26 protein-coding genes are annotated in these 24,445 nt (G+C 68.9%); 14 read left to right on the top strand and 12 right to left on the bottom strand.

What is annotated here, in order from left to right; all coding sequences use genetic code 11:
• Nucleotides 1-14: 14 nt before the first annotated feature.
• The 4 genes from A3CE_RS0127390 to guaB form a co-directional block, all read right to left on the bottom strand.
• On the bottom strand, nucleotides 15-500 hold the full coding sequence (locus A3CE_RS0127390) for a hypothetical protein (RefSeq protein ID WP_020643290.1): 486 nt from the start codon (nucleotides 498-500) through the stop codon (nucleotides 15-17).
• Between the two features lie 2 nt (nucleotides 501-502).
• Nucleotides 503-1,030 (bottom strand): hypothetical protein, encoded by a 528-nt coding sequence (locus A3CE_RS0127385; RefSeq protein ID WP_020643289.1) that lies wholly within the window; start codon nucleotides 1,028-1,030, stop codon nucleotides 503-505.
• 74 nt (nucleotides 1,031-1,104) lie between these two features.
• Nucleotides 1,105-1,557: a DUF3574 domain-containing protein gene (locus tag A3CE_RS0127380; protein WP_026468913.1), complete on the bottom strand. Its 453-nt coding sequence runs from the start codon at nucleotides 1,555-1,557 to the stop codon at nucleotides 1,105-1,107.
• Nucleotides 1,558-1,633: 76 nt separating this feature from the next.
• The gene (gene guaB / locus A3CE_RS0127375) at nucleotides 1,634-3,145 is read right to left on the bottom strand and encodes an IMP dehydrogenase (RefSeq protein WP_020643287.1); all 1,512 of its coding nucleotides are present in this window, start codon (nucleotides 3,143-3,145) and stop codon (nucleotides 1,634-1,636) included.
• A gap of 147 nt (nucleotides 3,146-3,292) precedes the next feature.
• Between guaB and A3CE_RS0127370 the strand changes: the two genes are divergently transcribed.
• Nucleotides 3,293-3,688: a DUF5319 domain-containing protein gene (locus A3CE_RS0127370; protein ID WP_003073549.1), complete on the top strand. Its 396-nt coding sequence runs from the start codon at nucleotides 3,293-3,295 to the stop codon at nucleotides 3,686-3,688.
• Between the two features lie 103 nt (nucleotides 3,689-3,791).
• Here A3CE_RS0127370 and A3CE_RS0127365 read toward each other — a convergent pair whose 3' ends face one another.
• From A3CE_RS0127365 to A3CE_RS0127345, 5 genes are all read right to left on the bottom strand, one after another.
• Entirely contained in the window at nucleotides 3,792-4,733 is a 942-nt protein-coding gene (locus A3CE_RS0127365; protein ID WP_020643285.1) for an anti-sigma-D factor RsdA, read from the bottom strand.
• Nucleotides 4,734-5,306, bottom strand: coding sequence for a sigma-70 family RNA polymerase sigma factor (locus A3CE_RS0127360; protein ID WP_026468912.1), 573 nt, complete (start codon nucleotides 5,304-5,306; stop codon nucleotides 4,734-4,736). It lies immediately after the preceding gene.
• A gap of 396 nt (nucleotides 5,307-5,702) precedes the next feature.
• Nucleotides 5,703-6,299, bottom strand: coding sequence for a response regulator transcription factor (locus A3CE_RS0127355; RefSeq protein WP_003073605.1), 597 nt, complete (start codon nucleotides 6,297-6,299; stop codon nucleotides 5,703-5,705).
• 131 nt (nucleotides 6,300-6,430) lie between these two features.
• The gene (locus A3CE_RS51725; RefSeq protein ID WP_043791092.1) at nucleotides 6,431-7,285 is read right to left on the bottom strand and encodes a hypothetical protein; all 855 of its coding nucleotides are present in this window, start codon (nucleotides 7,283-7,285) and stop codon (nucleotides 6,431-6,433) included.
• A 168-nt stretch (nucleotides 7,286-7,453) separates the two neighbouring features.
• Nucleotides 7,454-8,398 (bottom strand): MerR family transcriptional regulator, encoded by a 945-nt coding sequence (locus A3CE_RS0127345; RefSeq protein ID WP_026468910.1) that lies wholly within the window; start codon nucleotides 8,396-8,398, stop codon nucleotides 7,454-7,456.
• Between the two features lie 209 nt (nucleotides 8,399-8,607).
• Between A3CE_RS0127345 and A3CE_RS0127340 the strand changes: the two genes are divergently transcribed.
• The gene (locus A3CE_RS0127340) at nucleotides 8,608-8,910 is read left to right on the top strand and encodes a WhiB family transcriptional regulator (RefSeq protein ID WP_043792619.1); all 303 of its coding nucleotides are present in this window, start codon (nucleotides 8,608-8,610) and stop codon (nucleotides 8,908-8,910) included.
• Nucleotides 8,911-9,107: 197 nt separating this feature from the next.
• Here A3CE_RS0127340 and groL read toward each other — a convergent pair whose 3' ends face one another.
• The gene (gene groL, locus A3CE_RS0127335) at nucleotides 9,108-10,721 is read right to left on the bottom strand and encodes a chaperonin GroEL (RefSeq protein WP_020643281.1); all 1,614 of its coding nucleotides are present in this window, start codon (nucleotides 10,719-10,721) and stop codon (nucleotides 9,108-9,110) included.
• Between the two features lie 97 nt (nucleotides 10,722-10,818).
• Nucleotides 10,819-11,112 (bottom strand): co-chaperone GroES, encoded by a 294-nt coding sequence (gene groES / locus A3CE_RS0127330; protein ID WP_007031106.1) that lies wholly within the window; start codon nucleotides 11,110-11,112, stop codon nucleotides 10,819-10,821.
• Nucleotides 11,113-12,589: 1,477 nt separating this feature from the next.
• On the opposite strand from groES, the gene A3CE_RS56745 reads away from it, so the two are divergent.
• Nucleotides 12,590-13,120 carry a hypothetical protein gene (locus A3CE_RS56745; RefSeq protein WP_125591374.1) on the top strand — a complete coding sequence of 177 codons (531 nt, stop codon included), beginning with the start codon at nucleotides 12,590-12,592 and terminating at the stop codon, nucleotides 13,118-13,120.
• 198 nt (nucleotides 13,121-13,318) lie between these two features.
• A complete protein-coding gene (locus tag A3CE_RS0127325; protein WP_020643280.1) occupies nucleotides 13,319-13,702 on the top strand; it encodes an SCO5389 family protein in 384 nt (127 codons plus the stop codon).
• A gap of 61 nt (nucleotides 13,703-13,763) precedes the next feature.
• Here A3CE_RS0127325 and A3CE_RS0127320 read toward each other — a convergent pair whose 3' ends face one another.
• Complete coding sequence (locus tag A3CE_RS0127320; protein WP_020643279.1) at nucleotides 13,764-14,513, bottom strand: GntR family transcriptional regulator; 750 nt, start codon at nucleotides 14,511-14,513, stop codon at nucleotides 13,764-13,766.
• A gap of 134 nt (nucleotides 14,514-14,647) precedes the next feature.
• Here A3CE_RS0127320 and A3CE_RS0127315 point away from each other — a divergent pair, with 134 nt between their 5' ends.
• The 10 genes from A3CE_RS0127315 (at nucleotide 14,648) to A3CE_RS0127270 (ending at nucleotide 24,382) form a co-directional block, all read left to right on the top strand.
• Complete coding sequence (locus A3CE_RS0127315) at nucleotides 14,648-15,109, top strand: hypothetical protein (RefSeq protein WP_020643278.1); 462 nt, start codon at nucleotides 14,648-14,650, stop codon at nucleotides 15,107-15,109.
• A 288-nt stretch (nucleotides 15,110-15,397) separates the two neighbouring features.
• Nucleotides 15,398-15,685 carry a hypothetical protein gene (locus A3CE_RS0127310; protein WP_026468908.1) on the top strand — a complete coding sequence of 96 codons (288 nt, stop codon included), beginning with the start codon at nucleotides 15,398-15,400 and terminating at the stop codon, nucleotides 15,683-15,685.
• Nucleotides 15,657-16,241, top strand: coding sequence for a helix-turn-helix domain-containing protein (locus A3CE_RS59625; protein WP_020643276.1), 585 nt, complete (start codon nucleotides 15,657-15,659; stop codon nucleotides 16,239-16,241). The genes A3CE_RS0127310 and A3CE_RS59625 overlap by 29 nt, the downstream gene beginning before the upstream one ends.
• On the top strand, nucleotides 16,234-16,545 hold the full coding sequence (locus A3CE_RS0127300; RefSeq protein ID WP_084641808.1) for a helix-turn-helix domain-containing protein: 312 nt from the start codon (nucleotides 16,234-16,236) through the stop codon (nucleotides 16,543-16,545). Before A3CE_RS59625 ends, A3CE_RS0127300 begins: the two co-directional genes overlap by 8 nt.
• A 340-nt stretch (nucleotides 16,546-16,885) precedes the next feature.
• Entirely contained in the window at nucleotides 16,886-18,430 is a 1,545-nt protein-coding gene (locus A3CE_RS0127295; protein ID WP_026468907.1) for an FtsK/SpoIIIE domain-containing protein, read from the top strand.
• Nucleotides 18,427-18,813, top strand: a complete 387-nt coding sequence (locus A3CE_RS0127290; protein WP_020643273.1) for a hypothetical protein — start codon at nucleotides 18,427-18,429, stop codon at nucleotides 18,811-18,813. The genes A3CE_RS0127295 and A3CE_RS0127290 overlap by 4 nt, the downstream gene beginning before the upstream one ends.
• Complete coding sequence (locus A3CE_RS0127285; protein WP_051183936.1) at nucleotides 18,813-20,444, top strand: replication initiator; 1,632 nt, start codon at nucleotides 18,813-18,815, stop codon at nucleotides 20,442-20,444. Before A3CE_RS0127290 ends, A3CE_RS0127285 begins: the two co-directional genes overlap by 1 nt.
• A gap of 19 nt (nucleotides 20,445-20,463) precedes the next feature.
• Entirely contained in the window at nucleotides 20,464-20,688 is a 225-nt protein-coding gene (locus A3CE_RS0127280; RefSeq protein WP_020643271.1) for a helix-turn-helix transcriptional regulator, read from the top strand.
• 38 nt (nucleotides 20,689-20,726) lie between these two features.
• On the top strand, nucleotides 20,727-22,073 hold the full coding sequence (locus A3CE_RS0127275; protein WP_245589597.1) for a tyrosine-type recombinase/integrase: 1,347 nt from the start codon (nucleotides 20,727-20,729) through the stop codon (nucleotides 22,071-22,073).
• A 416-nt stretch (nucleotides 22,074-22,489) separates the two neighbouring features.
• Entirely contained in the window at nucleotides 22,490-24,382 is a 1,893-nt protein-coding gene (locus tag A3CE_RS0127270; protein ID WP_026468904.1) for an N-acetylmuramoyl-L-alanine amidase, read from the top strand.
• The last annotated feature ends 63 nt before the right edge of the window (nucleotides 24,383-24,445 follow it).

The raw sequence follows: 24,445 nt of genomic DNA, 5'->3' as shown, positions 1-24,445 counted from the left end.
CCCGCGCACGGGGGTTAGAACAGCAGCAACACGGGCAAGGCGCCCGCCAGGAACCCGGCCGTCGCGCTCAGCGCGGCCAGGACGGGCCGTCCCGACTCGACGGCCATCATCAGCGCGAAGAGCAGCGGCGTGACCGCGAGCAGCACCCCGAAGATGCCGGCCGCGACGGCGGAGTTCCCGGTCGAGATCCGGCGGCCGCCGGCCTCGACGGCCTGCACCGACCTCCCGACCTCGGAGATTTCCAGGCGAACCGGCAACCCCGGCTCCAGGTCGAGGCCGGCGTCGGCCGAGCTGACCTCGAAGTGCTCGCCGGACGCCGTGCGGAGGACGAGGTCGTACAGGTGGCCTCTCGAGCTGTCCACGTGCTGACCCCGCGTCTCCACGGTGGCTTCTTCCCGCCCGGCCGGTCCGTCCGCCTCGAGGACGCCGAGCATCCCGAGGGCCAGCACGACCCCGCCGAAGGCCGCGCTCACCACGGCTGCGACCAGTCCGGCGGCCATCGCTACACCCTCACGAACACGGCGACCGGCGCCAGGACCGCGCCCAGCGCCAGTGCCAGCCAAGTCGCGACCGGCGGGTAGACGTTGAGCCGGACCGCGCCGTAGTACACCGCGCCCAGGGCGAGCAGGGCCGCGGTGATGAGCAGGACCGGCCGGATCACGCCCTGGCGCAGGTCGACGACGCCGCCGCCGGCCCGCAGGTACGCGATGCTGCCGTCCGCCGTCGACACGTCGAGTGTCACCGGCTGGCCGGGTGGCAGGTCCAGGCCGGGGTCCACCGCGGTGACGCGATAGTGCCGGTCGCCGGCGTCGACCGCGATGGTGTGGCTGACCGCCTCCTCGTCCCCGCCGACCGGGAGCGCGCCCTGCTCGTGGGAGGTCACGTGCCCTTCGACGCGGTAGGTCGGCGCGTCCCGGCCGGCCAGCACCTGGCACATCAGGCAGACCACGCCACCGAGGGCCAGCGAGAGCAGGGCGACGGCCGCGAAGAACACCTTGCGCAGCACGCGTGTGAACCGGCCGACCGTCATGCCGTTCAGTGCACACCACGACTGCCACGCAAGGCGATAGGCCGATTACCGTAAGCACGCTAGGTCACGAAAACTCAGAAGGAGACCTTCTCCACGGAGTCCGAACGCAGTACCGACTCCTGCTGGAACTGTTTTCTGTAGTCGGCGCGGAGCTCTTCGATCTCCCGTTCGGCGTCACGGTTCCCGAACGGGTAGAGCAGCACGATCACATGCGTGTGCTCCCGCACGATCGCGCCGGTGCCGCCGCGCCACTGGCCACTGCCGTCCAGCCGGGTGAAGCCGTCGGGGAAGGCGGGAGTGATCTCCCGTTCGGAGAAGGCGGCGAACTCCTTGTCGGTCACCTCGGTGCCGTCCGGCTTGCCGGTGCCGAAGAAGAGTTCGGTGCGCTTCCAGATCTCCCCCGGTGACGTCTGGGCCGCGGTCACCGTGCCCGGGGACGCCGAGGCGGACGAAGCTGCCACACCGCCGCCGAGTCCCAGTACTGCCGCCGCGGCCACCGTCGCCACCATCCGTCGCGAAACCGCCATCCCGCCTACCTCCTCGATCGCTGGAAACCCAGTCTTTCGATCAAGGAGGACCGGCGGAATGTCCGATGGGGCAGACTCAGCGAGTCGTGTAGTTGGGTGCCTCGACCGTCATGGTGATGTCGTGCGGGTGGCTCTCCTTGAGCCCGGCCGCGGTGATCCGGACCAGCTGGGCCTCCTGCATCTGCGCGATCGTCTCCGCGCCCGCGTACCCCATGCCGGCGCGCAGGCCGCCGACCAGCTGGTGCACGACGTTGGCGAGGGGACCGCGGAACGGGATCCGGCCCTCGATGCCCTCGGGGACCAGCTTGTCCTCGTTGAGCACGTCGTCCTGGGCGTAGCGGTCCTTCGAGTAGGACTTGCCCTGGCCGCGGGACTGCATCGCGCCCAGCGAGCCCATGCCGCGGTAGACCTTGAACTGCTTGCCGTTGACCAGGATCAGGTCGCCCGGGGACTCGGCCGTGCCCGCGAGCAGGCTGCCCAGCATCACCGTGGACGCGCCGGCCGCGATGGCCTTCGCGATGTCGCCGGAGTACTGGATGCCGCCGTCGCCGATCACCGGGATGCCCGCCGGGCGTGCCGCCAGGTCGGCCTCGTAGATGGCCGAGATCTGCGGGACGCCGACGCCGGCCACGATCCGGGTCGTGCAGATCGAACCTGGGCCGACGCCGACCTTGATGCCGTCCGCGCCCGCGTCGACCAGCGCCTGCGCGCCCGCCCGCGTCGCGACGTTGCCGCCGACGATGTCGACCGAGTCGCCCAGCTCCTTCTTCAGCAGCGAGACCGTGTCGACCACCGCGCGGGAGTGCCCGTGCGCGGTGTCGACCATCAGCACGTCGACGCCCGCGTCGGCCAGCGCCATCGCGCGCTGGTGCCCGTCCGGGCCGACGCCGACCGCGGCGCCGACGATGAGCCGGCCGTCCGGGTCCTTCGTCGCCTTCGGGTACTGCTCGGTCTTCACGAAGTCCTTGACCGTGATCAGCCCGCGCAGCTTGCCCGCGCCGTCGACGATCGGCAGCTTCTCGATCTTGTGCCGGCGCAGCAGGCCGAGCGCCGCGTCCGCCGACACCCCGACCTGCGCGGTGATCAGCGGCGGCTTCGTCATGACCTCGGACACCGGGCGGCTGTGGTCCACCTCGAACCGCATGTCGCGGTTGGTGATGATGCCCACCAGCGTCCCGGCCGCGTCGGTCACCGGCACGCCGGAGATGCGGAACTTCGCGCACAGCGCGTCGACCTCGGCCAGCGTCGCGTCCGGCGCGCAGGTGACCGGGTCGGTGACCATGCCGGCCTCGGACCGCTTGACGACCTCGACCGCCGCGGCCTGCTCGTCGATCGGCAGGTTGCGCTGGAGCACGCCGATGCCGCCCTGGCGGGCCATGGCGATCGCCATCCGAGCCTCGGTGACGGTGTCCATCGCCGCGGACACCAGCGGGACGCCGAGGGTGATGTTCCGGGTCAGCCGGGAGCTCGTGTCGACGGCACTGGGAACTACGTCCGATTCGGCCGGCAGCAGCAGCACGTCGTCGAAAGTCAGGCCGAGCATCGCGAACTTGGCCGGAACGGGGGCGGTGGTGCCGTCGCTGGTCATGCGGGTGAAGGGCCTTCCTGGCGCGGGATGTGCGGGGTCGCTGCAGTCGATTCAAGATCAGTGGCGACCCGGAGCCTTCCCCTCATGATATCCACCGCGCGCTGCCCGCCCCGGGCGGTGGGCGAGCCGCCGGGGCCGACCGGTACCGTGCAGGCCGTGGCGCACGATGTCCTGCCTCCAGACCCGTTCGCGGACGACCCGGACGACCCCGCCCGCGCGTTCGGAGACCCCGAGGATCGGCTGGACGAGCCGATCAGCGACTCCGAACGCACCGAACTGCTGGCCGATCTCTCGGATCTGGCCGTCTACCAGGCCCTGCTCGAACCCCGCGGAGTCCGCGGGATCGTCGTCGACTGTGGCGAGTGCGACGAACCGCACTACCACGACTGGCACCTCCTGCGGGCCAGCCTCGAGCAGCTGCTGGCCGACGGCCGGATGCGGCCGCACGAGCCGGCCTACGACCCGAACCCCGGCGACTACGTGAGCTGGGACTACTGCCGCGGCTTCGCCGACGGCGTGACGGCCAACGAAAGCGCCTACTGACCGCACCGACCCCATACCCGTGAAAAAGCCCTGGTGAGATTGCTCACCAGGGCTTTTTCACGGGCTGAGGACTACTGCACCGACTGACTACGGCATCGACTGACTACGGCGTCTGGGTGACGCCCTGCTGCTGCCCGCCGGCGGACTCGCTGCGCGGCGTTCCCGGTTCGTTCCCGCTGGCGGCCGTGGTGGTCGGCGGCGGCGGGTCGGTCGTGGGCGGCGGCGGTGGTGGCGGTGTCGTGCTCGGCGGCGTCGGGGTCGGCGTCACCGTGCCGGGGATGCTCGTGGTGCCGCTGCCGCTGCCGGGGATGGACGTCGCCGAGCCGGCCGGCGGCGCCTGCGACGTCGGGGCGCCGGACGAAGCCGACGGCAGGGAGGTCTGGATCGGGCCCTGGACCGGGGCTCCGGGATTCTGCAGCTGGGCGGCGAGCTGCCGGTGCTGCTCCATCAGCTGGTCGCGGTTCTCCTCGTCGGTGACCTGCGACAGCGCGGCCTGGGCGTCCCGGAGGGCCGCGCGAGCGGCGTCGAGGTTGCCGCCGGCGATGGCCAGGTTGGCCTTCTCGAGGTCGAGCTTGGCCGTCGCGGCCGCCTCGACCGAGCGGGTGTGATCGGAGTAGAGGACCTTGGCGAGGCCCCACAGGGTGTCGCCGGGTTCGGCGGAGCGCGCGGCCAGCCCGGTCCCGGTGAACGCGATCGCCAGCACGGCGGCGGCGACGGCGACCGGGACGAGCAGCCTGCGGCGGCGTCCGCCCGAGGCGTGCCGCTTCGCGAGAGCGGCGGTGCTGACGGTGCGCACAGCGGTGTCGACGTCGACGAGCTCGGCCAGTGGCTCACTGTCGATGTCTCTTCGCCACGCCACCAGCAACGCGTTGAGCTCCTGGTCGCCGAGACCGTCGGCGAGCGCCGGGTCGGACCCGCCGAGCGCGTCGAGCAGCGCGTCGTCGGCTTGTACAGCCGACAGGTCGGCGGCGAACTCCGCCTCCGACGCCGTCAGGCCACTGCCGAAAACGTCATCCGGTTCGAAACCTCTCTCGTGACCGGTCACTCAGATCACCTCCTCCGCGGCCAGGACCTTTCTCAGCCGCGCGAGGGCGCGGTGCTGGGCGACGCGGACGGCGCCGGGGGTGGAGCCGACCGCGTCCGCGGTCTCCTCCGCCGACAGGCCGACGACCACGCGGAGCACCACGATCTCCCGCTGCTTGTCCGGCAGCACCTGCAACAACTGGGACATCCGCTCGTTCAGTTCACCTTGCAGCGCCCGCTGCTCGGGGCCGACCCCGCCTTCGACCTCGTCGGGGATTTCGGCCACCGGCTCGGCCCGGTTGCGCGCCGCCGCGCGATGCGCGTCGGCCACCTTGTGCTGGGCGATCCCGTAGACGAACGCCAAAAATGGGCGGCCTTGGTCACGGTACGAAGGCAATGCCGTTAGCACCGCGAGACACACCTCCTGCGCAACGTCGTCTGCCGAAGCGAACGATCGCTCCTGCCTGCCAACCCGGGCGCGGCAATACCGCACTACCAGTGGACGGATAGCAGCCAGCAGCCGCTCCACTGCCTGGGGATCTCCCTCGACAGCAGCGGCGACCGGTTCATCCAGTCCATCCCCCACATTGGCCATCGCAGACAACAGTCCCAGTGTTACGTGTAGGCGTGCAAAGAGTCCGGCTCGAGGTTGCCCTCCACCGCGCACCGGTGACCGCTACCGTACCTGCGGGCCGGTCCGGACCGACGCGCGCGGTGTGCCCGGGCGCGCCGCGGCCGCCGGAGCCGCGGAAATACGGATTTTCCTGCAGACCCGCGGCCGACGTCACCGATTCAACGAGCGAGCGGGGACCACGGGTACGAGATCCGTCGGAGAGACGGGTGGCGAGGCGGAAGACCGCCACGGAGGCTGCCACATCGGGCGCCGGAGTGTGATGGGGACCACGCAGGTACGGGCCAGGGCGGTGCGCCCTGGCCCGTCGTCACCTGTGTTCCGGCCGTGTCAGGATCGAGGAGAGTGCCGCGCGAGGAGTCAGCTGACCAGGCCGCGGCGGAAGCCGTGAGCCACGGCCTGCGCGCGGTCGCGCACGCCGAGCTTGCGGAACAGCCGCCGCGCGTGGGTCTTGACCGTGTCCTCGGACAGGTAGAGCTCGCGGCCGATCTGGCCGTTGCTCTTGCCCTGGCTCATCCCGCGGAGCACCTGAAGCTCGCGCTCGGTCAGCTGGACGCCCGGGTCGGACGGCTGACGGGGCGCGGGCACCGAGGTGCTCGCGAGGGTGTGGGCCAGCGCGGCGACCAGCTCCGGCCGGGACGCGTCCCAGCGGAGGTAGCCGCGGGCACCGCCGGCGATCGCGGCGGCGATGCTGCCCGCGTCGTCCGGGGCGCCGAAGACGATGACGTTCGCCTGGGGGTTGGCCGAGACGAGCCGCCGGGTGGCTTCGACACCCGTCGGGACCGCGCGCTGCGTCCCGACCAGCACGACGTCGACGGGCTGACGGGAGTACCGGGCCAGCAGCTCGTCACCGTGCGCTACGCAGTCGATGCGACTGACCCCAGGGACCGCGGACATCACTCGGGTGAGCCCTTCACGGACACTGCGTCGGTCGTCGCAGATCAAGACCGTCGTCACGGGGTTTCCTTCCTGCAGCCGGGTGACATTCCTCTTCCCCTATCGGACGCTTTAGCCCGAACCTTGACACGATCCGGTGGCTTTTTTTGAAGTTTCTTAGCCCGGATGCCGGAACACCCCATTCCGACGGCTCAACCACCCGGGGCGGGCACCCATGGCGATTCCCCCGCGATCCTCCTCCCGCAAGGATCTGCGCTCCGTAACACTGCGTGCAACACCTCTGTCGTTCTGAATCGATACTCCTCGGCGTGTCCTGGGCGCAGGTCGGCCGCGACGAGGGTCGCCGGCCACAAAAGTGAAAGCAGTTCGCATTCCTCGGCGGTCGCCATTGCATTTCCGACAAGGTCGTCCGAAATCTCCCGGTGATCGGGACGGCCGGCCGCTCGCAGGGCCACGGCCAGCACAATCCCGGATTTCACGGCGTGCCGCCGCGCACCGCGCTCTCGCGCGGTTTCGAATGCGCGCTCGGCGTGCGGCACGGCGGCGGCACCCTGACCTGCGGAGAGCTCGATTTCGGCGCCGACCCAGCCGCCGCGGACCCGCGCCCGCCAGCCGGCGTCCTGCTCGGCGGCCCGGCCGGCCAGCCTTCGCGCGGCGGCGAGCCGGCCGAGGGCGAGGTTGTCGGCGGCCAGCCCGAGGAGGGCGTCGGCACGCGCGCCCGCCGCGTCGAGGCCGTCCGGATCGGGATAGCTCTCGAGGGCGGCGGCTTTGGCGAAGGCCTCGCCGTCGAGGGAGCGGGCCCGCCGGTGCCCGCCCAGCTGCCGCCGGTGCGACGCGAGCGCGCTGGCGGCAAGGGAGGCCACCAGGGGCTCGCCGCCGCCGCGGAGGGCGTCCAGGAGGGCCGCAGCGGCCGCGTACCGGCCCTGCGCCCCGAGCACGACGGCGGCGAGCAGCCGTTCCCGCGGGCTGCCGTCGCCGCGCAGGGCGGCGGGATCGGGCAGCGGATCGCTCCCGAACGCGGCGGCCCTCAGGGCGGGTTCGTGCACCCGTCCTTTCTAGCGGCTGGGACCGACAAAAACATGATCGAGACCGGTGTGCTCCGCCACGCGCGCGAGCTGGACGGGCCCCACCCGCCCCTGGGCCTCCGGTGTCCTGAATGACTCATTCCGGACCTCCGACGTCCTGAATGAGTCATTCAGGACGTTCGGCGGCGGCTACCGGCGGCCGCCGACCAGGACGTGCTCGATGCGGTCCGCCGCGCTCGGCAGGTCCGTCAGCAGCTCCACCTTGTCCGGCAGCCCCGCCGGGTCCCAGCCCGGCCCGCACGCGAACAGCCGGCTGCGCTGCCGTCCCCGCGAGACCCGCGCGAACAGCCGCGTGTCCGCCACCCCGCGCCGGTGCGCCCACAGCACCACCGCGGCCGGCGCGCTGCGGCGGACCGCGACCGCCAGTACCTCCGCCGGCAGCGGCACGCCGAACAGCTGCGCGCCGACCCGCCGTCCGGCCAGGGACGCGGCCAGCGCGTACATCGGCATCGTGTCGCGCTCCTCCGGGACGCAGCCGAGCAGCACCGGGCGGGTGTTGCGGGGCTCGTCGAGCACCGGGGTCGCCCGCACCAGCGCCGCGAACACGCACTCCGCCAGCAGGTACTCGACCTCGGCGCCCGCGCTCGCGCCGCGCCAGCGGGCCCCGAGTGCCGACAGCACCGGCTCGATCACGCCCGTCCACGCGGGGAGCACGCCGAGTTCGGCGATCGTGTCCGCCAGCATGCGCTGCACCGCGCCGACGTCCATCGCCAGCGCGGCGGTGCTCAACCGGCGGGCCAGGCGTGAGCGGACCTCGTGACCGTCGTCGACCGCGCCGGCTTCGCGCGGTTCCGCCCGCTCCTCCGGCTGAGGTGGTCCGGAGCGTGGCATCTGCTCGAGGGCGTAGCGCGCGGCCTCCGCCGTCGACGCGCCGCTCAGCAACGCGCGCTGCATCAGTTCGAGCCTGCCGATGTCCGAGCTGCCGTAGCGGCGGTGACGGCCGTCGGTGTGCCGGCTGGGGCCGAGCCCGTAGCGGCGGTCCCAAGTTCGGAGGGTGGACGGTGCGACCCCGAGCCGGCGGGCGACCGAGGCCACCGGCAGGGTGGGTTCTTCGGTACCCGACCCAGCTCCCACGAGCCTCAATATCCAGGCACCCAGCGCAGTCGGCAACCGGAGGCGAAACCCCTGCTCACACATCCGGGGGATGCCTAACGGCTGAATCGACCCGAATCACTTGAACAACTATTGGCGCGCTTCTAACGTTACGCCCGTTGCACCGAATGGAGTATCGGCACCACAGCAGAGCAGCTAGCGGCATCGACCGATTGACGGAGGCGGTCAGGATGGCAGACACGCGCAGGCTCCCAGGACCCAACGCCGACATGTGGGACTGGCAGCTCGAAGGGTCGTGCCGGGGGATGGACAGCGCGTCCTTCTTTCACCCGGACGGCGAGCGCGGCCCGGCGCGGGCGCGGCGAGAGGCCAGGGCGAAGGCGGTCTGCCTGAGCTGCCCGGTCTTGGAGATGTGCCGCAGCCACGCGCTGGCGGTGCACGAGCCCTACGGCATTTGGGGTGGGCTCTCGGAGTCCGAGCGGGAGCACCTCATCAAGTCCGACAAACGCGCGCTCAGCATGTCCGGCGGCTGAGCGCCCCACAGACATCGGAGGGCGGCACCGGGTGGGGTGCCGCCCTTCGTGCCGTCCGGGGTCGGTTCCGCCGAAGTTCGTGAAGGCCACCTTGAGGAAGTTGAAGTTCCTGAAGGTGGCCTTCACGAAGTTCGGGGCGGGCGAAAAGAACCGGGCGGCACCCCCGCAGGAGTACCGCCCGGTTCGCTTGCGTTACGTCAGTGCGAGTGGCCGTGGCCCGCCGCGGCGGGCTCCTCCTCGGCCGGCTTCTCGACGACCGACGACTCCGTCGTCAGCACGAGACGCGCGATCGAGGCGGCGTTCGCCACCGCGGACCGGGTCACCTTGACCGGGTCGACGATGCCGGCGGCCAGCAGGTCGGTCAGCTCGCCGGTGGCGGCGTTGAAGCCCTGCCCCCAGCTCTGCTCCCGCACCTTGTTGACGATGACCGCGCCCTCGTGGCCCGCGTTGGTCGCGATCCAGAACAGCGGGGCGGACAGCGCGTCACGCACGATCTTGACGCCGGTCGCCTCGTCGCCCTCGAGGCCGAGGAAGCCCTCGAGCTCCTTGACCGCGTGGACCAGAGCCGAACCGCCGCCGGGCAGGATGCCCTCCTCGACGGCCGCCTTGGTCGCGGCCACGGCGTCCTCGATGCGGTGCTTGCGCTCGTTCAGCTCGGTCTCGGTGGCCGCGCCGACCTTGATCACCGCGACACCGCCGCCCAGCTTCGCGAGCCGTTCCTGCAGCTTCTCGCGGTCCCAGTCGGAGTCGGTGCTCTCGATCTCCTTGCGGATCTGCGCGATCCGCGCCTGGGTGGCGTCCTTGGTGCCGGCACCGTCGACGATGGTGGTGTCGTCCTTGGTGACGACGATCCGCCGCGCACTGCCGAGCGAGCCGAGGTTCGCGTCGGCCAGCTTCATGCCGATCTCCGTGGAGATCACCTCGGCACCGGTGACGACCGCGAGGTCGTCCAGGAACGCCTTGCGACGGTCACCGAAGAACGGCGCCTTGACGGCGACCGCGGTGATCGTCTTGCGCAGCGAGTTCACCACGAGGGTGGACAGCGCTTCGCCGTCGACGTCCTCGGCGATGATCAGCAGCGGCTTCTTGGCCTCGACGACCTTCTCGAGCACCGGCAGCAGGTCCGCCAGCGACGAAATCTTCTCGCGGACGAGCAGGATGTAGGCGTCCTCGAGGATCGCCTTCTGCTCCTCCGGGTTGGTCGCGAAGTGCGCCGAGAGGAAGCCCTTGTCGAACTGGACGCCCTCGGTGATCACCAGCTCGGTCGCCAGGGTCGACGACTCCTCGATGGTGATGACGCCGTCTTCGCCGACCTTCTCGACGGCTTCGCCGAGCAGGGCGCCGATGTTCGCGTCACGCGAGGTCACGGTGCCGACCTGGGCGATGTTCTCGCGGCCCTTGACCGGGGTGGCCTTGGCCTTGAGGACCTCGATGACCTTCTCCGCGGCGGCCTCGATGCCGCGGCCGATCGAGGACGGGTTGGCGCCGGCCGCGACGTTGCGCAGGCCGACCTTCACCAGCGACTGCGCCAGCACGGTCGCGGTCGTGGTGCCGTCACCGGCGACGTCGTTGGTCTTGGTGGCGACGCTCTTGGCGAGCTGCGCGCCGAGGTTCTCGAACGGGTCGTCGAGCTCGATCTCACGGGCGACGGTCACGCCGTCGAGGGTGATGGTCGGCCCGCCGAACTTCTTGTCGAGCACGACGTGGCGACCCCGCGGGCCGAGGGTGACCTTGACCGCGTCGGCGAGCTTGTTCACCCCGCGCTCGAGTGCGCGACGAGCGTCCTCGTCGAATTTGATCTGCTTGGGCATAGCGGTTTCCGCTTACCTTCCGGTGGGTCTGGAACGCAAGAACGCCCCGTCCCCCGGCTTGTGCGGGGCCCGGGGCGTCATGCGCTGCGAGCGGACGTCAGTTGATGACGGCCAGCACGTCGCGGGCGGACAGGATGAGGTAGTCCTCACCGTTGTACTTGACCTCGGTGCCGCCGTACTTGGAGTAGATGACGACGTCGCCGACGCTCACGTCCAGCGGGACGCGGTTGCCCTTGTCGTCGATCCGGCCCGGGCCCACGGCCAGAACCTTGCCCTCCTGGGGCTTCTCCTTGGCGGTGTCGGGGATGACGAGGCCGGAAGCGGTCGTCTCCTCGGCCTCGCTCGTCTGGACAACGATCTTGTCCTCGAGCGGCTTGATGTTCACGCTCACCGGGTTGACCTCCACGGTCGTCGAAAGCGTTGGCAGGATGTGGTTACGGCTCTACCACCCCCGCCGTCGCGGGTGCCGGGGCTGTCGGGCCGTGCGATTAGCACTCTAGCCACGTGAGTGCCAGCTTCGCAAGGAGGGTGGTCCTGACGTGGGACAGAACCGCCGGATGGTGCCTGACCGGCCTCTTTGTTCCGTGATGGTTCCGCGAGGCCCTCGATCCGGCTGAGCTGGACACCCCCAGTATGCCCGCGCCTGTGCACGCGCGTGTTGCCTTCCCACTCCCCCGCGCCTGCCAGTCCATCAGCTCGAAGCGGGACCACAGGGCGACCTGGTTGGGACTGAGTCGTCGACTCGGCTGCTTCATGGTCGACACCTCTCCGGGTTCGCATCCGTGACGCGGAGGCTGTCCGCCCCCGTCTTCCTCGCCCGTGCCGCAGTTAGCACCGGGTCGCCGGTGTCAAGGGTGGGCGCTTGCGTCCATCGCGCAGCGACGCCGGAGGCGCCCTTGATGGCGGCGGGCCGGTGTTAAACGATCGCCTGCGAGGGAGCGGCCTCCGTCGACTCGCCACCGCTCGGACCAAACTCCCCCTTCGTCATCCGGCCACTACGCCCGAACCGGTTACCGATCTTGCGGGAACTCTGCGGTGCGGCCGTAGAGTGCAGGACGCGGCACCCGACGGCATCCGCGTTGGGCAGGGCCAAACTCCGCGCGTGATGCACCGGGTGTCGCGTTCTTGCTCAGGATCGGCGCCGTCGGCGGCGCTGCACGCAAGGTGACCTCCGGCGGCCCGCCCGGCGGCCGGCGGCCGGAGCGGAGCGGCAGGCCGTCCGTGCCGCACTCGGGCGGGGCCGCCGTGCGGCCCCGAGGTGCGCCGCCGACGGCGGCGCCTTGATCCCATAGAGCTAAGTTCGGCAACAACACGTGACGACGAGGGAGGCTGATGGCTACATGATTGATAGACAGCTAGCCGAGAGCCCCAGCCCTGGAGACTCAACAGAGGCTGTGATGCTGCCTCCAGAACAGATACCTATCCCAACCTTGAAACAGACTGCCAAGTCGGCTAATCGCTGGCTGCGGGTGGCCAGTTGGCTCTTGCTGGCAGCAGGACTATCTCTAACGATCGTCATTGCAATCATAGGGTCAAAGGGCTCTCCATTGGACCTACTCCCCGTGTTGTCTTTAACGGTCTGCAGTGGGCTCTTTCAGGTCCTGAGCGTCGCAGTGGGGGGCCACGCCGGAAGACTTGACAGAAACCACGTTCGAAGCATGGTCAGGAGTGCTATCAACATCCGAGCAACCGCGTCCACAATTCGGATAATTGCGGATGATGGAATCTCGGCATCTCCAAAGAACTCAGCTGCACGCTTTATGTTCGGTCAACTTAGCGTTCAGGCGAGCAACATTGAAAACGACCTGGTGGACGCAGTCGAATCGTGGCGAGACGTTGCACCAGAGGTATTTGAGGACGGTAAGTAGATGAGCGACAAGGAAAACGAGCCCGACTCTACTGTAGAGGTAACAGGTGAGGACTGGGTCAAGGTTTCGGAAACCGCGATCGTGAGGTCCGAAAAAATTCGCGGGAAAGTAGCACAGATATTAAACTCCAGGCAACTTGTTATCAATCGAGGTTCGGACGCCGGCGTTGACGTTGGCATGAGGTTTGCAATCCTCAACTCTCAGGGTGGACAGATTCCAGACCCAGACACAGGCGAGGTGCTTGGTTTCGTCGATATACCCAAGGTCTTCGTAAAGGTTGTCAGCGTAATGGAAAAGCTGTCGGTTGCAAGCACTTTCCGAACATTCACAACGTCCGGCGGGGCTTTGTGGGCCGGAAAGGCGCTGTCCGCCGGCCAACTGTTTGCCGAGCCCGTCAAATCCACTGAGACACTGCGCACCGAGGAGGCTACTTACAAACAAGAACTGAAGCCTGAGGACTCCTACGTGCATATCGGTGACCCTGTAGTGGAAGTGCAAGGTGACGAGTTCAGTGGATGGGGTCTTGAATAGGATCAATTCTATCTGAAATTAGGTCTGCAAGTTGCTCGGGCGACTCGGCGAGAGCTGGTCATGCAAGATTGCTAATGATTCGGCGACGCCGACGACTACGCGGAGTGCTGAATTATCACACCTTCGGGCGTCGCGGTCAGGTCCACTGCAAGCGTTAGATAGACGGCGGCAGTGTCGAACCTGAGAGGAAGTGCCGCGATGTCGTTGACGGTCCCGGAAGAATTGGTCAGGAAGGCGCAGGCGGGCGCGATGACCGATGACGAATTCCTGGCCTGCGTTCAGAACTCGCTTCCCTACGCCTGGTCGGTGGTCGAGCGACTGGTCAAGCAGTACGAGAGCGGGGCGACGGTCGCCGAGGACGGCTCCGTGCCGCCGGATGACCAGGCATGGGGTGAACTGCTGCGCTTCGCTGCCAGCGACTCGATGCGCGGGGCCGTCGAGCGGAAGTACGGCGTCCGGCTGGCCTTCCAGAACTGCTGCAAGACGGGCCTGTTCGCCCCGTCGGCGGTCAAGGAGTACGAGGAGTTCGTCTCGCCCCGCGCGCAGATCCTCAACCAGAAGCCCGAACTGATCAACTGCTAGGCATACGACAAGCGCCCGTCGCGAACCAACGCGGCGGGCGCTTTTTCGTATTTCCATGCTCCTATTGCAATGGGTCTACGCGGAGCACGTATTCAAGCTCGAACCTATGTGCATCCAGCAATATGTCTGCGGTTTCCACGGGCGTCTCGTTCGAGTACGTGGTCCGCACGATGATCACGACCGGCGTCCCCTTGCGCAGGTTCAGAGCCTCGGTCTCCGAAGGGCGGGGCATCCGCGAACGAAGTCTCTCGACGACCCGCGTCGGCCGCATGTCGATAGCCGTGAAGCGGTCCACCAGGCCGGCCGTCATCATGACGCCTTCCTCGGGACGCTCGATCACCGTGCCCTTGGTGATCTCCAGTGGCTCGTATGAGTGCGTGAGCATCATCGGCTCATCGTTGGCGTACGACGTGTAGTCCGTGCGCATGACGTCGGCGCCGACGGGGATTTCCAGGCGGTGAGCAATGTCGGCGCTCGCGCGGTCCGGGTACGTGTTGTGGCCGTACCGCGGGATGCGTTCGGCGGCTAGCGCCTCCTCGGCGAACGGGGCGCCGGGGTTGGTGCGATAGTGCTGCTCCGACCTGCGGATGAGCGGCTGATACCGGCGGACGAAAGCGCCGAGTCGCTGGACACGATCAATCAGCCCTTCGCTCTCCAGCAGGTCCAGCGCTTCGCGGGCGACGATGCGCGACACGTCGAACTGCTCACTCAGCGCCTCCTGCGATGGCAGGCGATCGCCTGGGGCGAGATCGCCGCTGACGATCCGCTCGCGCAGCACATCTGCCACGCGTTCGTACATGTGCTCGGGCACGGTCGCTCTCCTGCCTGTTCGGGCTTGATCACCTTAGTTGACTTGGCATGCCAAGTCTTGGTATACCTAGAGAGACCTTGGCATACCAAGGCGGCGGCGACAAGGCCGCGAACGGCTGAGAAAGGGCCTCTGACATGGCGATCATGAAGGGACACCGGTTCCCGATCGAGTTCGACAACGCGTTCCCGCAGGGCTTGGTACTGGTCGGCGAGGTGGCACCGGACAACGAATACCAGTCCCGGGAGGACAGGGCAGCCGGTCGCCCGGTCCGACAGCGTGTCGACGAAGTCACCGGCAAGCGGCAGTGGAAGGCCACCGTCACCGACCCGGACGAGACGAAGGCGAAGCGGGCTTCGTTCGAGATCACGCTTCTGGCTGACGTTCAGCCGGTCCCGGCCACTTCGGAAGCGTTGCCGGGGATGCGACCGGTTGAGCTGGAGGGGCTGACGGCGGAGCCGAAGGTGGCCGGGCAGGGCGAGTTCAAGTACCAGTCCTACGTCTTCCGCGCCTCCGGCTTCAAGGCGGCCGGAAGCGGTTCCGGGTCGAAGTCCGCGCGCTCGGCGACGTCGGGTGATGCTGCGGCCAAGGCGGCGTGAGCGGCGTGAACGCGTCCGGGCCGGTTCGTGATGCTGCGGCGTTCAGTGAACTGGTCCGGGCGTGGGAGCGGGCGTACCGCGACTACATGGCGGCGTGGGAGCACGGGAAGCGGGTGTTGTCGCCGGGCAGTTCGATGAACACGGCGAATGCGGCGGAGCGGGTGTCGCGGGCGTGGCATGAGCTGGCTCGGTCGCGGGGGTTGCCGTGGTGGTGCGTGGCGGCTTTGGAGTCGGCGGCCGAGGGGTTCGCCGAGTTGGCGCGGGATTGGGCGAGTGAGGCTGACGGTGATGGGGCTTCGGGTCGACGGGTTCGGCGTGACGTGGATGGTCGAGTCCCGGGATTCGGTGACGGTGGAGGAGACCGGGCCGCGTCCGGCCAGTCCGCCGGTGCTGGTGGTGACCGGAGCGACGTCGGTGGTGTCGCTGGTGGTGCCGGGGGAGCCGGACGAGTGGCCGGCGTGCGTGGCGTTCCTGCACCGGCTCCGCGACGGGGTCGACGAACTGGCGACGCTGCTGGCGGCCCGCGCGGCGGCTCCGGCCGAACGTGATGGGGGTCGGGCGGGTGACTCCGGTTGACGGTCGGTGGCCTCGGACGCTGAGCGAGGCGCACGACGATTCGTTCGCGCGGATGCCGGACAAGGGTGCGCCGGTGTCGGAGTGGGTGGCGTTCCGGCGGGCGAACGCGCGGATGTACCAGGCAGTCGCCGATATCGACCGGGGCCACCACCACGAGGCGCTGTACTGGTTCGACCGTGAGCGCCGGGAAGTGGAGGAGCTGACCAAAAAGCCGGAGTGGAAATCGGACTACGGAAAGGAGGGGGTCGACCCGGTGGACCCGCGAATTGTCCCGGCTCCACGTTCGCGTGAGACGCAGGTTCCGTCGTTGCCGGAGGTCGACTTCGGTCGCTATATCCGCGCTGCCCGGGAACGGAATTCGCTGAGCTTGACCGCACTGGCGGCTCGTTCGAAGATCAGCAAATCGTCGCTGCAAGCGATCGAAGTGGGGACCCGCCGGGCGCGTTCCTTGGAAGTGATCGCGGCTTTGGCTGACGCGCTGGGCGAGGACCGCGTGGTGTTGGCGCTGTTGGCACTAAAGGACCACGCGGGCGGTTCGAGTGGCTCCGATGACTGACAGAAACCGGGTTCAGTGGACGTCGCGGACGGCCCGGCCGATGCCGGATACCCGGCTTGTGGGCGGCTGGATTCGCTGGGTCCGTGTCGTCAACGGCATGTCGGGCAACGACTTGGCGCAGCGATCGGGCGTATCGCTTGATCATCTCTACTTGCTGGAGCGCTCGGAACGAGTGTTGACGTCGATCGGGATGGCGGTCCGCATCGCTGACGCGCTGGGCGTGCCTCCGGCCGCCGTGGTGGTCCGCGCCGTACTGAACTACCGCCCCGCTGCGGCACCCGTCCTTGCTGACCAGGAGGTGTGATTCGCGGGATCACCTGCTGACAAATTAACCGAATGTCGACAATTTCGCATGCGTGGACGCGTGGCGGATAAACGCGTCTTTTTATGCCCAGATTTCCCCTTTAGAGCGCAGAACCGGTTCGTGGCTACCAACCTTTTCGCCGGTTCTGCGCCTGTCCACTGGAGAAGTGAACAATGCAGACGATAAATGATGACAACCGACGCCAGTCAACCGGGGTCACCCGGATGCGCTGCGCGGAATGCAAGAAGTTCGCTCGGTTGCTGCCGGGTGAGACCAAGTGTGCCCCGTGCTTGGGCGCGTTGCCGCTGGATCTCTCGGCGGTGCTGGGTGGTGGTCGGCGATGACCTCTCCCGGAATGCTCGTGATCGCCCTGGCTGGCCTCGGTCTCGGCGTGTGGGTGCTGGCCAAGATCGGACGCGCGTTGGCGTCGATGGCTGAGGCACTGGCCGCGATGGTGGTCGTGTTCGTGGCCTTGTGGTGGGTGTGCAAGGTCGTGTTCTGGCTGTTCTCCCAGGTCGTCATCCACTGGCGGACCTCGTTGACGGTGATCGCGGTCTACCTGTGGTGCGTGTGGGTCGGCTGGGTTTGGCTCGTGGTCAACCTCGGCGGCCTGGCGCTGATCCTGGGTGTGTGGCGGCTGCTGGACGTGACCTCGTTCGATCAGTGGTGTGGCCGGCCGTTGCGGTCGTGGTGGTTGCGGTGGGCGGTCTATCACCTCAAGCTGCCCGGCTGGCTGCACGCCTGCGGTCTCAGCGTCCGGGACGCCGCGCTCCCGGTCGAGGTGACCGTGAACCTGGTGGGTCGGCGGAAGGCTTCGCGGGCGACGGCTCGGCAGTCCGGGGTCCAGGTGCCCAAGGTCCTCGGCGCCCGCTCCGGCCCGTCCTGGGATGAGGTGAGGGTTCGGCTCGTGCCGGGTCAGAAGCCGGAGGACTTCGACGAGGCGGCTCGTGCGTTGGCGTCGGCGCGGAAGGTCGCTCGGTGTCAGGTGCGGGAGTTGGAGCCGAATGTGGTGTCGGTCGACTTTCAGCGCCGGGACCAGCTGGCCGCCGTCGTGCAGGCCCCGGCCCTTCCCGAAGGGCAATCGACAGTCGACCTCCGGCGCGTGTGGGCCGGTCGCACCGAGTACGGCCACGACTGGCGGGTGCCGTTGCTCGGGTCCGGGGCGCACTGCCTGACCGCCGGTGCGTCGGGTGCGGGGAAGAACAGCGTGATGTGGTGCCCGCTGGTGTCGGCGGCCCCGGCGATCCGGTCCGGGCTGGTGCGCATGTCCGGGATCGACCCCAAGGGAATGGAGCTCGCCTACGGTCGCGGCATCTTCACCCGCTACGCGGTGTCCGGCAAGGACGCGGTCGAGCTCCTGGATGGCCTGGTGGAGGAGATGGAATCCCGGAAGCGGGAGTTCGCCGGGCGGGTCCGCACCATCCCGCTGTCGACTGAGTACCCGTTGGAGCTGCTGGAGTTCGACGAGATCGGGGCCCTGACCAAGTACACCGATCGCAAGACCCGGGAACAGATCGTCGAACGCGTCGCTCTCCTGAACACCCAGGGCCGGGCGCTGAACATCTCGGTGCGCGGCTATGTGCAGGAGCCGACCAAGGACACCGTCCCGGTCCGCGAGCTGTTCACCCGCCGCGTCTGCCTTCGGGTCACCTCCAAGACCCACGTCGGCATGGTCCTCGGCGACGGCGCCTATGAGCGGGGCGCGTGGGCCAACCGCATCGGAGACTCCGAGGCCGGGGTCGGGTTCGTGTGGGGCGAAGGCATCCGCGAACCCCTGCGCATCCGCGCCGGATGGGTCTCCGACGAGACCGTGAAGGCGCTGGAGCACTACGTCACCAACGGTGGGGCTCGGCCCGCGCTCGGCAGCGAGGGAGTGGCCGCGTGAACACGCTGATGGTCTACCTCGACGCCATCCGGGACCACCTCGACCTGCACCAGCTCCCGCCGGTCTGCACGGTCAACATCCGCACCCGCTCGTACCCGGTCGCGGTGCAACTGGACGTGGACGGCCTGCCCGAGGTGGCCGGGGGCCTGCTGGCCTGGGCGAACACCCTCGACGACGTGACGGCCTCGCTTTGGCGCGTACCCGGCGCCGACCGGGTGCACCTGACGGTGAATGGCCGGACGCCGTGCGGTGTCCCGATCGAGGTCTACAGCAGCGTCCACTTCGACGCCGACGTGTTCCCGGACCTGCCGGACGGGGCGCGGCAGGACATGCCTGTGTTCCAGCTTCGCCAATGGACCCGTTCCGGGGAGGTGGCCGCCTGATGGCCGACCAGGAACAGATCCAGCCGGCCACCGGGACGCGGGCCGAACGGATGCGGACCCCGCTGGCCGCCGACGTGATCCGGGCGACGGCGGAGAAGCACGGCGTCTGCGTCCGCCCGTTCACGATGGAGGTCGGCGACACCGAGACCGGCGAGCTTCGCTACGTCCCGGTCCCGTGCGGCTCCACGGTGGAGTCGGTGTGCCTGCCGTGCGCGCGGAAGGCAAAGGCGCTCCGGCAGGCCCAGTGCCGCGAGGGCTGGCACACGACCGAAGAACCAGTCCTCGCCGCCGAGCCGCCGTCGGAGGACCACAAAGAGCTGTTGACCTACCGGGCGGACCTGGTGGCGGCGTATCGGGAGGTGGTCGAGCACGACCAGGCGGAGGCGGAGGAACTGCGGGAGGAGATCACCGGGGTCGACGCGGAACTTCGGCAACTCGGCATGCGGGGCCGACTGCCCGCCCTCGACGTCCCGACCAAGCGGGCGGTGAAGCGCTCGACCCGTCGTCGGCAGGACGCGCCGAACCTGCCCCGGCAGAAGGTCGCGAAAACCACCGTGGGCCGGGAGTACGCGGGAAAGTTCCGGCCGTCGATGTTCGTCACGCTGACCTGCGACACCTACGGCCCGGTCCGTGATGGCGCGCCGGTCGACCCGGCCCGGTACGACTACCGGCGGGCCGCTCGGGATGCGGTGCACTTCTCGGCGCTGGTGGACCGGTGGTGGCAGAACCTGCGCCGGGTCGTGGGCTGGGACGCGCAGTACTTCGCCACCGTCGAACCCCAGAAGCGGACCGCTCCGCACCTGCACGCGGCGATCCGCGGGGCCATCCCGCACGACGTCATCCGGCAGGTCACCGAAGCGACGTATCACCAGGTCTGGTGGCCGTCGCACGACCAGATCGTCTACACCGAGCGGCTGCCGGTCTGGGACCCGGATACCCGGGCGTTTCTGGACCCGGACACCCGGGAGCCGCTGACCGGCTGGGACGACGCGGTGGACCAGGTGGAGGACCCGGCGCACGTCGTCACGTTCGGGCGGCAGGTGCACTCGAAGGGCATCCTCGGCGGCACTGAGGAGGCCGGCCGCCACATCGGCTACCTCACCAAGTACCTCACCAAATCCACCGGCGAGGTCGTCGAGGCGGACACGGCGCGGCTGCGCGATCACCACGACCGGCTGCACGCCGAACTATCGGTCACCCCGTGCTCGCCCCGCTGTGCGGTCTGGCTGATCTACGGGGTCCAGCCCAAGGGTGCGAGCAGCAAGACGACGCCGGGGCACTGCAAGGGACGGGCGCATCGGCGGACGACGCTCGGGCTGCCGGGGCGTCGGGTGCTGGTATCGCGCAAGTGGTCGGGCAAGACCCTCGACGACCACAAGGCCGACCGGAAGGCGTCCGTTCAGCAGGCGTTGGCGGCGATCGGGATCGAGAAACCGCAACCAGACCCGGCCCGGCTGGTCTGGCGGAAGGTCGAGCCGGGAGACCCGCAAGTCCCGCCCCGGCCGCACCTCGTCATGCGCGCCATCGCGGAGCGGATCACGTGGAAAGCCGAGTACGACCGGGCGCTACTCGCCGCCGCCGGACCACCCGGGGACGGTCCGGAAACTTCGGCAACTCAGCTCGCAGCCTGATCGACACGGGGGAGAAAGCATGAACACCAGCAAGAACAACGAGGCCTCGAACGTGTCCGACCTGGGCGCGCTGTTGACCACGCCGGAGCTGTGCGAGTTCTTGGGCATCAGCCGAGACACGCTGTACGAGTGGCGGGAGATCAACACCGCTCCCCCGGCAATCAAGCTGCCCAACGGGCACCTCCGGTTCCCGATCGCGGACCTACACGTCTGGTTGGTCGAGCGGCAGGAGCGTGCGGCATGAAGCCGACGCACAAGGTCCGTCTCTGGGAGATCAAGACCATGCCGCCGGACCCGAAGACCGGCAAGAAGCGGCGACGTCCGTACGGCGTTCGCTGGGTCACGGCTGGTCGGGAACACTCGCTGTGGTTTGCCACGAAGGCGCTGGCGAAGGCCGAGCTGCTGAAGCTGCAACAGGCGATGAATCGCGGCGAAGCCTTCGATATCGAGACTGGGCTTCCGGAGTCGATGTACCGGGAGGAGCGTTCGCCGACGCTGCTGCGCGTCGCCAGGGAGTTCTTGGTGTCCGCCTGGCCGGACATGTCGCCGAACTCGCGCGGGCGACTCGTGGACGGGTTGGCTGTGGCGGTGCAGGGCTTCTTGAGCGAACGGCCGGCCGCCGATCCTGCCGTCGTGCGGCGGGTACTGACGACGTTCGCGCTTCCGCCCACTGATGCTCGTGTGGAGCTGAAAGCGGACGGCCGGGAGTTGGCGGCCTGGCTTGAACGGCACTCTCGGCAGGTGGCTGAGCTGAACGATCCGGAGGGCGTGACCGAGCTGAGCCGGGCTCTGCGGACCAACCTCGACGGCAAGAGGGCGGCTGCGAGCACGGTGGACACCAGGAAGGGGGCAGTCGTTCAAGCGCTGAGGTTCGCGGTCGACAAGTCGTACCTCGGCGAGAATCCACTGTCGGGCGTGAAGCTGCACAAGTTCGGGACCGAGCTGGCAGTGGACCCCGGGGTGGTCGTCAACCCGCTGCAAGCTCGTGAGTTGCTGGCGGCGGTGACGTACGTCCGTCCCCGGGGCCAGAACCGCTCATGGCGGGCGTTCTTCGCATCGATGTACTACGGCGGCGTCCGACCAGGCGAGGCTCGGTTCCTGGCGGAGCAGCACTGTGAGCTGCCCCGGCGGGGTTGGGGCGCGTTCGTGCTGCCGGGCTCGTTGGGGCGTTCGGCGGCCCGGTACAGCGACGACGGTCAGACCTACCAGGCTCGCTCGCTCAAGCACCGGGCGGAGGAGCATGTCCGGACGGTGCCGATTCCGCCGCTGCTCGTCCGCATCCTGCTGGACCACCTCGATGAGGTCGGTACGGCGACGGATGGCCGGCTGTTCCGTGGCCTGGACGGCGGGCCGATCAGCAACGCGTCGTACACGGACGTCTGGCGGCTGGCGCGGGCGCTCGGGCTCCCTCCACGCCTCGCCGCGTCGATGCTCGCCGGACGGCCGTATGACTTGCGTCACGCTGCCGTCTCGTCGTGGATCGCTGCCGGGGTGCCGCTCCCCGACGTCGCGAACCGGGCCGGACACACGGTCGACATGCTGACCAAGGTCTACGCCAAGTTCGTGCACGGGACGCGCGATGCCGCCAACCGCCGGATCGAGGACTTCCTCGAAGGTGATCTCGGCTGAACGCGCTACGGTGGATGTGCCCTCGGACAAAACACCAGGTCCGGGGGCACATCCGCGTTCCGGGTTTGTTCCGCGCCTGTTCCGTGGACACCACCGAACCACCGATGATCGTCACAGACAGTCCCAGACGCCGGAACTTCGGCAATCGCACCTTTTGCCTGACACAAGGCGGAAAGTCACTCTCACCAGCGCGCCGAACAGTGACTGAATGTCACCGAAAATCCGCCGGTGTTCTAGCCACGTGAGTGCCAGTCGTGCAAGGAGGGTGCACCCGGGCGTGTGAGCCGCCCACGTGGGCGGCCTGACCGGCCGGTTTGTTCCCCCGGGGGCCGGTCCACCCGGCGAGCTCTTACCCCCTGGGTGAGTTTCTGGTTAGGTGCTCACGTCTGGCACCTGAACCCTGGGGGTTTATGCCCATGTCCCGCCCTGTCCCGAGAACGGCGGCCGTCGCCGCCGCCGTTGCTCTTCTCGCCGGTTTGGCCACTCCCGCGTACGCCGATACCAGCAGTCAGCGGCAGCGTGACTTCGCCGCCGCCGCCGGCGAGTTCGGCGTTCCCGAGAACGTCCTGCTCGGCGTCTCCTACCTGGAGTCCCGGTGGGACTCCAACGCCGGCACGCCCAGCACCTCCGCCGGCTACGGCCCGATGCACCTCACCGACCTGCGCGCGGCCGGGGTGGCGACCAGCCACCACGACGAAGGCAGCGAGGACCCGCGCGGCGACGACGCCCGTCCCGCGCTGCACCCGCAGGCCGGGCCCGCCGTGCCGCCGCCCGCCGAACTGCAGACCGTCGACCGGGCCGCGCAGCTGCTCCGGACCGACGCGGCGACCCTGCGGACCGACACGACCCAGAACATCCGGGGCGGCGCCGCCCTGCTCGCGCAGTTCCAGCGGGAGCTCGGCAAGAACAGCGGCGGCGACGCTCAGGACTGGTACGGCGCCGTCACGCGCTACAGCGGCTCCACGGACGCCACCGCCGCGCAGACCTTCGCCGACGAGGTCTTCGACACCATCGCCGGCGGCGTGACCCGCACCACCGACGACGGCCAGCAGGTCACGCTCGCCGCGACGGCCGGCCTCACGCTGCCGCAGCACGGCGGGAACCCCGCGGGCGTCGAATGCCCCCGGCGCGTCGCCTGCGAGTCCGTCCCCGCGCCCTACCAGCAGCTGCCGAAGGACGACTACGGCAACCACGACCTCGCGAACCGGCCCGAAAGCCAGAAGATCGACCACATCGTCATCCACGACACCGAGGGCTACTGGGACAGCGTCCTGAAGCTCGCCCAGGACCCGACGTACGTGAGCTGGCACTACACCATCCGCTCGAACGACGGCCTGATCGCCCAGCACGTGCCGGCCAAGGACGTCGCCTGGCACGCCGGCAACTGGTACGTCAACGCGAAGTCCATCGGCATCGAGCACGAGGGCTTCGCCGCCAAGGGCACGTGGTACACCGAGGCCATGTACCGCTCGAGCTCGAAGCTCGTCGGCTACCTCGCGCGCAAGTACGGCATCCCGCTCGACCGGGCGCACATCATCGGCCACGACAACGTGCCCGGCACGACCCCGGCGACGATCAAGGGCATGCACTGGGACCCGGGCCCCTACTGGGACTGGTCGCACTACTTCGACCTGCTCGGCGCGCCGCTCGGCGGGTTCGGCCTGCCCGGCTCGTCGCTGGTCACCATCGACCCGGACTTCGCGAAGAACCAGCCCGCGTTCACCGGCTGCGACACCGCCGGGCAGCCGTGCGCGCCGCGCGGTTCCGAGGCGGTCGTGCTGCACTCGGAGCCCAGTGAGACCTCGCCGCTGCTCAAGGACGCCGGCCTCCACCCCGACGGCTCGGTGTCCACAATGGACGTCGCCGACGTCGGCAGCCGCGTCGCGACCGGGCAGCAGTACGCCGTCGCCGAGGTCCGTGGCGACTGGACCGCGATCTGGTACCTCGGGCAGAAGGGCTGGTTCCCCAACCCGCGCAACGCTCGCGTCGCGAAGCCCGCGATCGGCTGGGTCGTGACGCCGAAGCCCGGCCTCGCGTCGGTGCCGGTGTACGGGCGGGCCTACCCCGAGCCGGAGGCCTACCCGGCGAACGTGCCGGTGCAGGCGATCACGCCGCTGCCGTACACGCTGTCCGCGGGCCAGAAGTACTCCTCGGCCGGGACAGCCGGCTCGGAGTACTACTACGCGGTGACGTTCGACGTGTCCGATCACGTCGTCGTCAAGGGCAAGCTCAGGTACGTCCAGATCCAGTTCGGGCACCGGATCGCGTTCGTCAAGGCGGACGACGTGCGGATCCTGCCGGCGTTCTGACGCGATGTCCGTGAATGGCACATTGAGGGACTTCAAGTCCCTCAATGTGCCATTCACGGCTTT

The organism is Amycolatopsis balhimycina FH 1894 (assembly GCF_000384295.1).
In the GTDB taxonomy this organism is placed as follows: Bacteria; Actinomycetota; Actinomycetes; order Mycobacteriales; family Pseudonocardiaceae; genus Amycolatopsis; species Amycolatopsis balhimycina.
This window is presented reverse-complemented; position numbering and strand designations above follow the sequence as displayed.